General features: G+C 60.8%; 12 protein-coding genes and 1 pseudogene. All 13 read left to right on the forward strand.

Features of this window, described 5'->3' with window-relative positions; translation table 11 throughout:
* Window positions 1-80: 80 nt before the first annotated feature.
* Window positions 81-2,300: a bifunctional prephenate dehydrogenase/3-phosphoshikimate 1-carboxyvinyltransferase gene (locus A4C63_RS04240; RefSeq protein WP_063911757.1), complete on the forward strand. Its 2,220-nt coding sequence runs from the start codon at window positions 81-83 to the stop codon at window positions 2,298-2,300.
* A complete protein-coding gene (gene cmk / locus A4C63_RS04245) occupies window positions 2,297-2,983 on the forward strand; it encodes a (d)CMP kinase (RefSeq protein WP_063911621.1) in 687 nt (228 codons plus the stop codon). Before A4C63_RS04240 ends, cmk begins: the two co-directional genes overlap by 4 nt.
* A 124-nt stretch (window positions 2,984-3,107) precedes the next feature.
* Window positions 3,108-4,784 carry a 30S ribosomal protein S1 gene (gene rpsA / locus A4C63_RS04250; RefSeq protein WP_003252673.1) on the forward strand — a complete coding sequence of 559 codons (1,677 nt, stop codon included), beginning with the start codon at window positions 3,108-3,110 and terminating at the stop codon, window positions 4,782-4,784.
* Between the two features lie 81 nt (window positions 4,785-4,865).
* Window positions 4,866-5,933 (forward strand): acyltransferase, encoded by a 1,068-nt coding sequence (locus A4C63_RS04255; protein ID WP_172827472.1) that lies wholly within the window; start codon window positions 4,866-4,868, stop codon window positions 5,931-5,933.
* A gap of 395 nt (window positions 5,934-6,328) precedes the next feature.
* Window positions 6,329-6,631: an integration host factor subunit beta gene (gene ihfB, locus A4C63_RS04260; protein WP_016715025.1), complete on the forward strand. Its 303-nt coding sequence runs from the start codon at window positions 6,329-6,331 to the stop codon at window positions 6,629-6,631.
* A 19-nt stretch (window positions 6,632-6,650) separates the two neighbouring features.
* Window positions 6,651-6,914 carry a lipopolysaccharide assembly protein LapA domain-containing protein gene (locus tag A4C63_RS04265; protein WP_016715026.1) on the forward strand — a complete coding sequence of 88 codons (264 nt, stop codon included), beginning with the start codon at window positions 6,651-6,653 and terminating at the stop codon, window positions 6,912-6,914.
* Between the two features lie 102 nt (window positions 6,915-7,016).
* Window positions 7,017-8,447, forward strand: a complete 1,431-nt coding sequence (locus A4C63_RS04270; RefSeq protein WP_063911622.1) for an MBL fold metallo-hydrolase RNA specificity domain-containing protein — start codon at window positions 7,017-7,019, stop codon at window positions 8,445-8,447.
* Between the two features lie 221 nt (window positions 8,448-8,668).
* Window positions 8,669-9,715, forward strand: a complete 1,047-nt coding sequence (locus A4C63_RS04275; protein WP_063911623.1) for an LPS O-antigen chain length determinant protein WzzB — start codon at window positions 8,669-8,671, stop codon at window positions 9,713-9,715.
* Window positions 9,716-9,845: 130 nt separating this feature from the next.
* Window positions 9,846-10,376 (forward strand): annotated as a pseudogene (gene rfbC, locus A4C63_RS26690) (dTDP-4-dehydrorhamnose 3,5-epimerase); the annotation flags it as partial.
* Between the two features lie 66 nt (window positions 10,377-10,442).
* The gene (locus A4C63_RS26695; RefSeq protein WP_256202897.1) at window positions 10,443-10,817 is read left to right on the forward strand and encodes an FdtA/QdtA family cupin domain-containing protein; all 375 of its coding nucleotides are present in this window, start codon (window positions 10,443-10,445) and stop codon (window positions 10,815-10,817) included.
* Window positions 10,810-11,280: an acyltransferase gene (locus A4C63_RS04285; RefSeq protein ID WP_063911625.1), complete on the forward strand. Its 471-nt coding sequence runs from the start codon at window positions 10,810-10,812 to the stop codon at window positions 11,278-11,280. The genes A4C63_RS26695 and A4C63_RS04285 overlap by 8 nt, the downstream gene beginning before the upstream one ends.
* Window positions 11,273-12,379, forward strand: a complete 1,107-nt coding sequence (locus A4C63_RS04290; RefSeq protein ID WP_063911626.1) for a DegT/DnrJ/EryC1/StrS aminotransferase family protein — start codon at window positions 11,273-11,275, stop codon at window positions 12,377-12,379. Before A4C63_RS04285 ends, A4C63_RS04290 begins: the two co-directional genes overlap by 8 nt.
* A 9-nt stretch (window positions 12,380-12,388) precedes the next feature.
* Window positions 12,389-13,660, forward strand: coding sequence for an O-antigen translocase (locus tag A4C63_RS04295; RefSeq protein WP_063911627.1), 1,272 nt, complete (start codon window positions 12,389-12,391; stop codon window positions 13,658-13,660).
* Window positions 13,661-13,662: the final 2 nt, after the last annotated feature.

Consider the following 13,662-nt stretch of genomic DNA (forward strand, 5'->3'; position numbering starts at 1 on the left):
CAATGGCCCTCACAGGCTGTCTAGATTTCTGAACAGGGTTCGCACCAGTGGTAAAAGCAGTAACAACCAAACCCGCGCCAATCATCAACCGCCTGGTCGTGGTCGGTCTCGGCCTGATCGGTGGCTCGTTCGCCAAGGGGCTGCGTGAAAGCGGCCTGTGCCGCGAAGTGGTCGGTGTCGATCTGGATGCCCCCTCGCGCAAGCAGGCCGTGGCCCTGGGTGTGGTCGACCGCTGCGAGGAAGACCTTGCCGCCGCCTGTGTCGGTGCCGATGTCATCCAGTTGGCCGTGCCGATCCTGGCCATGGAAAAAGTCCTGGCCCGCTTGGCCAGGCTTGACCTTGGCGATGCCATCATCACCGACGTTGGTAGCGCCAAGGGCAATGTCGTGCGTGAGGCGCGTGCTGTTTTTGTAAACGAGAGCGGTGAGCGCCTGCCCCGCTTCGTCCCCGGCCACCCCATCGCCGGCTCCGAGCAGAGCGGGGTAGAGGCCTCCAATGCCGCCCTGTTCCGCCGGCACAAGGTCATTCTCACGCCGTTGGCCGAAACCGACCCGGCTGCTTTGGCCCTGGTCGACCGCCTGTGGCGCGCGCTGGACGCCGATGTGGAGCACATGTCGGTCGAGCGCCACGACGAAGTGCTGGCTGCCACCAGCCACCTGCCGCACTTGCTGGCCTTCGGCCTGGTGGATTCACTGGCCAAGCGCAATGAAAACCTCGAGATCTTCCGGTACGCTGCGGGAGGCTTCCGCGATTTCACGAGAATCGCCGGCAGCGACCCGACCATGTGGCACGACATCTTCCTCGCCAACCGCGACGCTGTCCTGCGCACGCTTGATACATATCGCAGTGATCTCGACGCCTTGCGCGACGCGATCGCTGAAGGGGACGGGCACCAGCTGCTGGGTGTATTCACCCGCGCACGCGTTGCCCGCGAGCATTTCAGTAAAATCCTGGCCCGACGGGCCTATGTGGACGCTATGAACGCCAACGATCTGATTTTCCTGGCCCAACCGGGTGGCCGCCTGTCCGGGCGAATCCGCGTACCGGGCGACAAGTCGATTTCCCACCGCTCGATCATGCTCGGCTCGCTGGCCGAAGGCACCACCGAGGTCGAAGGCTTCCTCGAGGGTGAGGACGCGCTGGCGACCCTGCAGGCATTCCGTGACATGGGTGTGGTCATCGAAGGGCCCAACCATGGTCGTGTGACCATTCACGGCGTTGGCCTGCACGGCCTCAAGCCGCCACCCGGGCCGCTGTATGTGGGTAACTCGGGTACCTCGATGCGTCTGCTGTCGGGCCTGCTGGCCGGCCAGCCGTTCGACGTGACCATGACCGGCGACGCTTCGCTGTCCAAGCGCCCGATGAACCGTGTGGCCAACCCGCTGCGCGAAATGGGTGCCGTGGTCGAGACCGGGCCGGACGGCCGCCCGCCGCTGACCATCCGCGGTGGCCACAAGCTCAAGGCGCTGACCTACACCCTGCCGATGGCCAGTGCCCAGGTCAAATCCTGCCTGCTGCTGGCCGGCCTGTACGCCGAAGGCAAAACCACCGTCACCGAGCCTGCACCCACCCGTGACCACACCGAGCGCATGCTGCGCGGCTTCGGCTACAGCGTCGAGAGCAATGGCCCGGTAGCCTCGCTGCAGTCCGGCGGCAAGCTCACTGCCACCCGTATCGAAGTGCCGGCCGACATTTCCTCGGCAGCGTTCTTCCTGGTGGCAGCGTCCATTGCCGAAGGCTCCGAGCTGGTGCTGGAACACGTTGGCATCAACCCGACCCGCACCGGCGTGATCGACATCCTGCGCCTGATGGGTGGCGACATCACCCTGGAAAACCAGCGTGAAGTCGGCGGCGAGCCAGTGGCCGACCTGCGTGTGCGCGGTGCCAAACTGAAGGGTATCGATATCCCTGAAGAACTGGTGCCACTGGCCATCGACGAATTCCCGGTGCTGTTCGTCGCCGCTGCGTGCGCCGAAGGGCGTACCGTGCTGCGTGGTGCCGAAGAACTCCGGGTGAAGGAATCCGACCGCATTCAGGTCATGGCCGACGGCCTGATCACCCTGGGCATCAAGTGCGAGCCGACCCCGGACGGCATCATCATCGACGGCGGCCAGCTCGGCGGCGGCGAAGTGCACGGCCACGGCGACCACCGTATCGCCATGGCCTTCAGCGTTGCCTCGCTGCGCGCCAGCGCGCCGATCCGCATTCACGACTGCGCCAACGTCGCCACCTCGTTCCCCAACTTCCTGGCACTGTGCGCCGAAGTGGGCATCCGCGTGGCGGAAGAGGGCAAGTCGTGAGTGCCCTGGCGCCGGTCATCACCATCGACGGGCCAAGCGGCTCGGGCAAGGGCACGGTCGCCGGGCTGCTGGCTCGCGAGCTGGGCTGGAAGCTGCTGGACTCCGGTGCGCTGTACCGGTTGCTGGCGTTCAACGCCAGCAACCACGGTGTCGACCTGACCAACGAAGAGTTGCTGACCAAGCTTGCCGCCCATCTGGATGTGCAGTTCATCGCCGCCGAGCCCGGTAAGCTGCAACAAATCATCCTTGAGGGTGAGGACGTCAGCAACGTCATCCGCACCGAAACCGTCGGCGCCGGTGCATCGATGGTTGCCTCGCTGCCGGCCGTGCGGGATGCGCTGCTGGTGCGTCAGCGCGAATTCCGCGAGGCTCCGGGCCTGATCGCCGACGGCCGCGACATGGGCACCGTGGTGTTCCCGGACGCGCCGTTGAAAGTCTTCCTCACCGCCAGCGCGGAGGAGCGCGCGCGTCGCCGCTACCTGCAGTTGAAGGACAAGGGTGAAGATGTTAGTCTGTCGAGTCTGCTGGATGAGATTCGTGCGCGTGATGAGCGCGACACCCAACGTGCAGTGGCCCCGCTGAAGCCAGCGGCCGACGCCATTCAGTTGGACTCTACCGAGTTGTCCATCGAGCAGGTGTTGCAACGTATCAGGAGCGAGATCGCGCTGCGCGACCTTCTCTGATAGCCAGGAGAGCAGGCAGGGGCACCAGTCAACGTCCTGCCGGCTTTCCTTTACTTAAAACAAACCCACATTGTCTGGAATGTGGCGATGGGCGTCTGTTTCGCCCGAATCTACAGGAATTAAAATGAGCGAAAGCTTTGCAGAACTCTTTGAAGAAAGCCTGAAAACCCTCAATCTTCAGCCGGGTGCCATCATCACCGGTATCGTTGTCGACATCGACGGCGACTGGGTTACCGTACACGCTGGCCTGAAGTCCGAGGGCGTCATCCCGCTCGAGCAGTTCTACAACGAAGCTGGCGAGCTGACCATCAAGGTCGGTGACGAAGTTCACGTTGCGCTGGACGCGGTCGAAGACGGCTTTGGCGAAACCAAACTGTCCCGTGAAAAAGCCAAGCGCGCCGAGTGCTGGATTGTTCTGGAAGCAGCTTTCGCCGCCGAAGAAGTGGTCAAGGGCGTTATCAACGGTAAGGTTAAGGGCGGCTTCACTGTCGACGTTAACGGCATCCGTGCGTTCCTGCCGGGCTCCCTGGTTGATGTCCGCCCTGTGCGCGACACCACCCACCTGGAAGGCAAAGAGCTGGAATTCAAGGTCATCAAGCTGGACCAGAAGCGCAACAACGTTGTCGTTTCCCGTCGCAGCGTGCTGGAAGCCGAGAACAGCGCCGAGCGCGAAGCCCTGCTGGAAACCCTGCAGGAAGGCCAACAAGTCAAAGGTATCGTCAAGAACCTCACCGACTACGGCGCCTTCGTGGACCTGGGCGGTATCGACGGCCTGCTGCACATCACCGACATGGCCTGGAAGCGCATCAAGCACCCATCGGAAATCGTTAACGTTGGCGACGAAGTCGACGTACGCGTTCTGAAGTTCGACCGCGAGCGCAACCGCGTTTCGCTGGGTCTGAAGCAGATGGGCGAAGATCCGTGGGTAGCTATCACTGCCCGCTACCCAGAAGGTACTCGCGTACAAGCTCGCGTTACCAACCTGACCGACTACGGCTGCTTCGCTGAGCTGGAAGAAGGCGTTGAAGGTCTGGTACACGTTTCCGAAATGGACTGGACCAACAAGAACATCCACCCGTCGAAAGTCGTTCAGGTTGGCGACGAAGTGGAAGTCATGGTTCTGGACATCGACGAAGAGCGTCGTCGTATCTCCCTGGGCATCAAGCAGTGCAAGTCCAACCCATGGGAAGACTTCTCCGGCCAGTTCAACAAGGGTGACAAGATCACCGGTACCATCAAGTCGATCACCGACTTCGGTATCTTCATCGGTCTGGACGGCGGCATCGACGGCCTGGTTCACCTGTCCGACATCTCCTGGAACGAAACCGGCGAAGAAGCCGTACGTCGTTTCAAGAAGGGCGACGAGCTGGAAACCGTCATCCTGTCGGTCGACCCAGAGCGCGAGCGCATCTCCCTGGGCATCAAGCAGCTGGAAGACGATCCGTTCTCCAACTTCGTTGCTGTCAATGACAAGGGCGCTATCGTCAAGGGCATCGTGAAAGAAGTTGACGCCAAAGGCGCCATCGTCACTCTGGCCGACGACATCGAAGCTACTCTGAAAGCTTCCGAAATCAGCCGTGACCGCGTTGAAGACGCGCGTAACGTCCTGAAGGAAGGCGAAGAGATCGAAGCCAAGATCATCAGCGTTGACCGCAAGTCCCGCGTTATCAGCCTGTCCATCAAGTCGAAGGACGATGCTGAAGAGCGCGAAGCCATCCAGAGCCTGAAAAACGCTCCGGAAGCTGCTGCCGACACCACCATGGCTGCGCTGCTGCGCGAAGCAATGGCCAAGCAGAACTGAGTTCTGTTTGATCGGTAAAAAAGGGCGACCCTCGGGTCGCCCTTTTTTTATGTCGGAAATGGGTCATTTCAAGGAGTGTGGATGATGTTGATGTTTGGCGACGTCATGAAAGGTCGCGGGCGTGATAACAATTTCCTGATTATCAGGTTGCTGGCGGCAACCGCTGTGGTGGTTGGGCATTCCTTTGCTCTGTCCTACCTGGAGTGCCTGAGTTGTACCGACCCGGCGCTGCTGCTGGGTATGCCGGTGCCGGTTCACAGCCTGGGCGTTGAAGTGTTCTTCATGGTTAGCGGTTTTTTGATCGCTGCCAGTGGTGAGAGGAATGATGCCCGGGATTTCTACCTGGCGCGTGCGCTGAGGATCTTGCCTGGTTTGCTGGTGTGCCTGTTGCTCATGGCCTTTGTGCTGGGGCCTGTGGTTACCTCGTTGCCGCTTGCCGAGTATTTGGCGAAAGGCCAGGTTTACAAGTACGTCTATAGCCCGCTATTGATATTCAAGGACGCCCAGTTCGTGCTGCCCGGGGTGAGCTTTACCCCGCGCTTCCATGGGGTATCGGTCAATGGCAGCTTGTGGACCATTCCGCTGGAAATGCGCATGTACCTGGTGCTGGGGGTGTTGGTGCTGGTGGCCAGGGTTTGTCGATGGCCAATGGCAGGGCTGACGCTGGCGGCGCTGGTGATTGCGCTGGGGCTGCATACCCTGCATCCGGCTTATGGGGAGTATCCGTTCAAGTTGGTGGTGTGCTTCCTGGCGGGTTCAGCGTTCTATTCGTGCCGGGCGGTGATCCCGCATCGGTGGTGGTTGCTGCTTGCCTGTGCTGGGCTGTTCCTGCTGAGCAAGGGTGGGCGCTTTGAGGTGTTCACCTGTGCCATCCTGACGCTTTACGGCACGTTGTACTTTGCTTACTGCCCGCAGGTGAAGCTGCCTTCGTGGGTGCAGGATTACTCGTACGGCATCTACCTGTATGCATTTCCGATCCAGCAAGTGTTGGCGGGTGCGATGCCATGGGCCGGGCCATATTGGTTGATGTTGGCTGCCGTGCCGGCGTCCTGGTTGGCCGGGTATGTGTCGTGGGAGCTGGTAGAGAAGCCAGCCCTGGCGATGCGAAAGCGCTTTTCCCGAGCGGACTCCCGGCAGCAATTGGCATAGGCGCACGGGGTAACGGTGTACCCAGCTCTCGAGCAACTGGCGCGATACCCTGTGGGAGCGGGCGCGTCGATGCGTCGAACCGCCGCGAAGCAGGCGGTGCGGTGGATGGCACGGGCTTCGCCCGTGTTCGCGGGCACGCCCGCTCCCACAGGGGGCGCGCCAGCTTTTAGAAATTGAGCAAGACAGTTGCTCCCACATAGGCGTGCATAGCCTCCAAGGCATGTGCTGCCCAGCGATGAGGCCGGGCCTGCCCATCCCCGCCGGCTAGACCATTCCTGTAAAACTTCAATCTTGAATTTTTTTATTAAGTCAAGAACCACCCTGTTCAAATCCCTCCCAGCGTGCTACAAACTGGTTAAGCAATGATCTAGCTGCTTGATAACGAAGGGAAAAATATGACGAAGTCGGAGCTGATCGAACGTATTGTCACCCATCAGGGGCTGCTCTCGTCCAAGGACGTGGAGCTGGCCATCAAGACCATGCTTGAGCAGATGTCACAATGCCTTGCCACTGGCGATCGCATCGAGATCCGCGGTTTTGGCAGCTTCTCGCTGCACTATCGCGCCCCTCGCGTAGGCCGTAACCCGAAGACCGGCCAGTCGGTGAGCCTCGAAGGCAAGTTCGTGCCGCACTTCAAGCCTGGCAAAGAGCTGCGCGACCGGGTCAATGAAGACGAGCATGATGAGGTCCATACCTGATTCCACAAGGAGCAATCTGATGCGTAACCTCAAGCGCGCCCTGGCGGCGGTGTTCGTGCTGCTGTTGGCGGCTGTGGTGCTGTTCTTCGTGCTGGAGAACCAGCAAACCGTCTCGTTGGTCCTGTTCGGTTGGGCAGCCCCGGCCATGCCGGTCGCCGTGCTGGTCCTGGCCGCCCTGGTCATTGGCCTGGCAGTCGGGCCGTTGTTGGGGGCCTACGGCGTGCAGCGCAGCAAGCGCAAGATCAGGGCTTCTGCCCGCCAGGCAGCACTGAGCGGTAACTAAGGACATTTCCTACACCTGTTTGGGAAAGTCTCACCTATGCCTGCACCGGCCGTCATGGAGTAATAACGCACTTCATTTTCGGCCCAGGCGAGTGTGCGCAGCATGGATTTTCCCGTCCTTTCCCATCACGGTGGTACCCGCGGCGTCACCGGCTCCTGCCATCAACTGCACCTCGGCCCGTCCAGCAGCCTGCTGATCGACTGCGGTCTGGAGCAGGGCGCCGATGCAGCGCCAGGCGCAGCATCGGCGCCTCTGGGTTTCGAGGTGCAGGGCATTCAGGCCCTGGTCATCACTCATGTGCATCTCGACCACGTTGGTCGCATCCCGGCGCTACTGGCTGCTGGCTACCGTGGCCCCATCCTGTGCAGTGAGCCGTCTGCCCGGCTGCTGCCACTGGTGCTGGAAGACGCCTACAAGCTGAGCATCAGCAGCGAGCCCGCCCATGTGGCGAGGTATCTCGATTTCATTCGCGACCTGATCATGCCCCTGCCTTTCGAGCAGTGGCACACCCTCGTAGAGCACCCTGGCCTTGCCTGCCGCATTCGCCTGCAACGCGCCGGCCACCTGCTGGGTTCGGCCTATGTCGAATGCGACGTGCAGCACGAGCAAGCCAACACCCGCTACGTGTTCTCCGGTGACCTGGGCGCCTGTGGCAACCCCTTGCTGCGCCCCGTGCATTCCCCGGAACGGGCCGATGTGCTGGTGCTGGAAAGCACCTACGGCGACCGCCTGCACCCGCCTGCAGGCGACCGTCAGCAGCGTCTGGAAGCTGCCATCGATCGCGCCCTGGCCGACCAGGGCACACTCCTCATTCCGGCCTTCAGCCTCGGCCGCACCCAGGAACTGCTGTACGAACTCGAAGGCATTCTTCATCGCAAGGCCTTGCTGAACAAAGCCGGCCCGGCCCCCGATGGCGATCCGCTCGACTGGTCGCAGCTGCCCATCATTCTTGACTCACCCCTGGCCCAGCGCATTACCGGTGTGTACCGGGAGCTGCACGACTACTGGAATGCCGAAGCCAAGGCACGCCTTGCCGAAGGGCGCGACCCGCTGGGTTTCAGTCAGTTGATCAGCGTGGACACCCATGCCCGTCACCAGCAAGTGGTCAATTATCTCAAGAGCACCGGGCGGCCGGCGATCGTCATTGCCGGCAATGGCATGTGCTCGGGCGGGCGCATCGTCAATTACCTCAAGGCCATGCTGGGGGACTCGCGGCACGAGGTGATGTTTGTCGGTTACCAGGCCAAGGGCACGCCAGGTGCGGTGATACAAGCCAGCGAAGGGGCGGAAGGGTTTGTGCAGATCGACCTGGATGGGCAGATGCATGAGCTGCGGGCCAAGGTCATGACATTGCCGGGATATTCCGGGCATGCGGACCAGCAGGGGCTGGTGCGGTTTGCCTTGGGCGGCCAGGTGCAGCCCGCGAAGGTGGTGCTGGTACATGGCGAAATGGGTGCAAAAAAGGCCCTGCAAGGGGCGTTGCGCCAGCAGGCTGAGCAGGCGGGTGCCTGCCTGGAGGTTTCGATACCCTGAACCCTTGGTCTGACAATGCATGCTGGCCGACGCCAGGCGGGAACTAATCCAGGTGGGGTCTATCTACTGCGGCTAACCCCGACGCTGGATGGGCTAGATATTGGCATATTGCCGCTACACTGGGGAGGGAGCGCGTCTTGCCAGTTTCCATGCAGTCGCTCGTGTTGTTTTGGTATACCAGAAACCGTGCACACAGTCAGACCCAAGGAAAAACCCAAGAAATGCGCAATGACGTTGAGCACCGCAGTAGCAATAGTGAAGAAGTTGACTTGTTGGAGTTTCTGGAGGGGGTATGGCGGCAAAAGCTTCTCATCTTTCTGGTGACGATTGCTGTCACTGCGGTTGCACTGGCTTATGCGCTGTTGGCCAAGCCGGTTTATGAGGCGAAAGTTTTTCTGGCGGCGCCTTCGTCCAGCGATATTGCCGACCTGAACTATGGGCGCACTAACCACACCGGGCTCGAGCCTTTTACCTCGCGGAAGGTCTTTGATATCTTTGTCGAACATTTGAACGGTGAGACCCTGCGCCGGCAGTTCTTCAAGGAAGTGTACTTGCCTTCCATGCCCCCGGGGCAGGGTACGCAAGGCGCATTGTATGCTGCGTTCAATGGCTCCTTTGACGTGGTGCAACTGGCAGGTGAGCCGGCGCGGGCCTATGTGGCCTTCCGCGGTCGTGACCCTGCCGTCGCGTCCGAGTGGGCTGCCGCCTATGTCGACAAGGCCAGCGCCGCCGCCAAGGCAGAGTTGTTGCACGATGCGACCAAGGAGGCCGAGGTCCGCGCCAGCGCGCTGCAACTGGAGCTCGACAACCTGCGGGAAAACGGTCAGCGGGAACGTGAAGACAAGATCACCCGCTTGCAAGAGGCGCTGCGCATTGCAACTGCCATTGGCCTGGAAAATCCACCGCTGATAAGCGGTGAAGTTTCCAAGGCGTTGTCGTCAAAAATGGACGGCGAGCTGACTTACATGCGCGGGAGCAAGGCACTGGCTGCGGAAATTGGTAATTTGCAGCAGCGTAAAAGCGAAGATCCGTTCATTCTTGAACTCCGCGACCTACAAACAAGACAGCAGTTTTACCAAGGGCTCGTAGCCGCGAAGCGCAGTTTTAGTGTTTATCAACTTGACGGCACGATAGAACAACCGGACGCGCCGGTTAAACCCAGGCGCAACTTGATCATTGCACTGGGTGTGATTGTTGGTCTTGGCCTGGGTTGCCTGGTTGCAACCCTCAGATATGCCTTGCAAAATTTGCAAAGACGCCGGGCCTGATCCGGACAATGAACATCAGCGCGCACGCCACATTTAGCGCGAGACATTTGCCGTGCAAACGGTGAAACTGCCGTAATAAAGGGGGCTGGCCTGGCTGGCCCCGACAAAAAATCATGCCAAAGGTTTACCGATGAAGCTTGTTCAAACGAACATTCCCGATGTAGTCATAGTGGAACCCGCCGTGTACGAGGATGATCGCGGGTGGTTCACGGAAACCTTCAATGAAACCCGCTTTCATGGCGCATTGCTCGAGCTTGGCCTGAGCAAGCCCCGTGCGTTTGTCCAGGACAACCATTCCATGTCCCACCGCGGCGTCTTGCGCGGGCTGCATTTTCAGCGCGCACCGCACGCCCAGGGCAAGCTGGTGCGGGTGGTGCGTGGCGCGGTCTATGACGTGGCCGTCGATATCCGCCCGGGCTCCCCGACCTTCGGGCAGTGGGTGGGGGTGGAACTGAGCGAGCGCAACAACCGCATGCTGTGGATCCCCGAAGGGTTTGCGCACGGTTTTATCGCCCTCGAGGACGACACCCACTTCCTGTACAAAACCACGGATGTGTACAACAAGGAAGCCGAAGGCAGTATCCACTGGGATGACCCCGACCTGGCAATCGACTGGCCAATGCGCGATGGCCTCATCGTCAGCGAAAAGGACAACCATGCCCCATCGTTCCGGCACCACCTGAGTGTCGCCGAGGAAGGTGCCCTGGCACAGATCGAGCTGTTCAAGGTGCTGGGTGATCATCGCGGTCAGTTGGTGGCCCTGCAAGCCCTGGACAACGTGCCGTTCGCCATCCAGCGGGTGTATTACCTGACCGAGACGCTGCCCGGGGTTTCCCGAGGCTTCCACGCCCACAAGGAACTCAACCAGCTGGCCATCTGCGTGTCCGGGCGCTGCCGGATGTTGATGGATGATGGTACCACCCGCACCGACCATTGGCTGGACGCCTTCAACAAGGGCATCCTGATTCCGCCCATGGTCTGGCATGAAATGCATGATTTCAGCCCGGATTGCGTGCTGCTGGTACTGGCCGACGCGCATTACGACGAGGCCGACTACATTCGTGACTACACCACCTTCACGGAGCTGAAGCGCGATGCCTAGCATTCATCAACTGGCCGATGTGAAAAGCGACGCCATCGGCGAAGGCACCCGGGTCTGGCAGTTTGTCGTGATCATGAAAGGTGCGCAGATCGGGCGTAACTGCAACATCTGCGCACATACCCTGATTGAAGGCGATGTGGTGCTGGGCGATAACGTCACGGTCAAGTCTGGCGTTTACCTGTGGGACGGTACCCGCATTGCCGATGACGTGTTCATCGGCCCCAATGCCACCTTTACCAACGACGCGATGCCGCGTTCCAAGGTTTACCCGGAGCAGTTCAACGGCATTACCCTGGAGCGCGGCGCCAGCATCGGTGCCAATGCCACCTTGCTGCCAGGCGTTGTCGTAGGCGAGTACGCCATGGTGGGGGCAGGGGCGGTGGTGACCAAGAACGTCCCGCCTTATGCCGTCGTTGTAGGCAATCCAGCAAAAATTATCAGGGTGATAGACCGCAATGGTTAAGTTTCTCGATCTGCAGGGTGTGAATGCGCAATACCGTCAGGCATTGATCGATGCCTGCACCGAGGTCATCGACTCTGGCTGGTACATCATGGGCGAGAAGCTCAAGCAGTTCGAAGCCCAGTTCGCCCGTTACTGTGGGGTAAAGCACTGCATTGGCGTGGCCAACGGCCTGGACGCGCTGATACTGACCTTGCGTGCCTGGAAACAACTGGGCCGTATCGCCGAGGGCGACGAGGTGCTGGTACCTGCCAACACCTATATCGCCACCATCCTCGCGATTACCGAGAACAAGTTGGTGCCGGTGCTGGTGGAGCCCGATGAGGCCAGCTTCAACCTGGGCGCACACAACCTGGCGCAAGCGCTGACCCCGCGCACCCGGGTGATCATGCCGGTGCACCTGTACGGGCGCTTGGCCGACATGCCTGCGATCAACGCATTCGCCAGGCAGCATGGCCTGCTGGTGCTGGAGGACTCTGCCCAGTCCCACGCTGCCGAGCTGGACGGGCGTCGCGCGGGTGCCTGGGGCGATGCCTCGGGCTTCAGCTTCTACCCGGGCAAGAACCTGGGGGCGCTGGGAGACGCCGGTGCGGTCACTACCAACGACGATGCGCTGGCCGAGACGCTGAAATCGTTGCGCAACTATGGCTCGCACGTGAAGTACATGAATATGTACCAAGGGGTGAACAGCCGCCTGGACGAACTGCAGGCTGCGCTGCTGAGTGTGAAGCTGCCGTACCTGGACGAAGAAACTCGCTTGCGCCAGCAGGTTGCACAGCAGTACCTGGCCGGCATCGACAACCCGGCCATCCAGTTGCCTGACCCGGGCGTTGCCGGCCAGCATGCCTGGCACCTGTTCGTGGTGCGCAGCGAATGCCGTGAACAGTTGCAGCAGCATCTGGCCCAGCACGGTGTACAGACCCTGGTGCACTACCCGATTCCGCCGCACCGGCAGCAGGCCTACCCGCAGCTGGCCGACCTGTCGCTGCCGCTGACCGAGCGGCTGCATGAGCAGGTGCTGAGCCTGCCCATGGATCCAACCTTGACTGCATCCTCAGTCCAGCACGTCATTGACGCCTGCAACAGCTTTTCGCGTCCTTGAGTGCCAGGTATGACCCTGATCAGAACTAGCCTGCTCAATGCCATAGCGGTTGCGGTAAAAATGGCCACCTTGCTTGGCCTAAACAAGGTGCTGGCCCTTTACGTAGGGCCGGCCGGGTATGCGGCCATCGGCCAGTTGCAGAATGCGGTGACCATGTTCACCACCCTGGCCAGCGGTGCCGTCAGCACGGGTGTGACCAAGTACACGGCAGAGTTTGCCGAACAGCCCGAAGAGCAACGCAAGGTGTGGAAAACCGCCGGCACATTGTCGGTACTGGTTTCGCTGCTGCTTGCGGTGCTGATCATCGTGCTGCGCAAACCCTTGGCCAGTTGGTTCTTCAATGATGAATCGCTGGCTTCGGTGCTGCTGTGGTTTGCCGCCACCCTGGTGTTCTTTGCCTTCAACTCGTTGTTGCTGGGGGTGCTCAATGGCAAGAAGGATGTGCCCCGCTATGTGCTGGCCAACATCCTCGGCAGCCTGATTTCGCTGGTCGTCACCTGTGCGCTGACCATCCAGCTGGGGCTGTACGGTGCGCTGGTGGCCCTGGCCGTGTACCAGTCGTTAAGCTTTGTGGCCACCTTGCTGATCTGCATGCGCACACCCTGGTTCCACCTGGCCGACTTTTTTGGTGGCCTGGACCGGCAGGCCCTGGGCCGGCTCTCGAAGTTCGCGCTGATGGCCGTGGTCACGGCCTGCTCCCTGCCGGTTTGCCATGTGTTCCTGCGGGACTACCTGGGCAACACCTTCGGCTGGGAGCAAGCCGGCTACTGGGAAGCCATGTGGCGCCTGAGTTCGGCGTACCTGATGCTGATCACCACCACCCTGGCGGTGTATTACCTGCCGCGTCTGTCCGAACTGGCAGATGCCGGCGAGCTGCGCCGGGAGATTTTGCAAGGCTACAAGCTGATCCTGCCCATGACCATTCTCGCCGGGTTGGTGATCTACCTGCTGCGCGACTTCATCATCCAGGTGCTGTTCTCCGAATCGTTCCTGCCAATGCGCGAGCTGTTCGCCTGGCAGATGGTCGGCGACAGCCTGAAGATCGCCAGCTGGCTGATGGCCTACCTGATGTTGGGCAAGGCCCTGACGCGGCTGTACCTGGTGACGGAAATCCTCGCCACCCTGTCGCTGTACGCATTGACGGTATACCTCACGCAGCTCTGGGGGTACGAGAAGGTCACACTGGCCTATGCAGTCAATTACCTGTTGTACGCGATCGTCATGTATTTCACGGTTTTCCGGCGTTTGTCGTCGATTGTCGCTGATTCGGCACGGAGCTGAGC

Source organism: Pseudomonas sp. p21 (assembly GCF_001642705.1).
In the GTDB taxonomy this organism is placed as follows: Bacteria; Pseudomonadota; Gammaproteobacteria; order Pseudomonadales; family Pseudomonadaceae; genus Aquipseudomonas.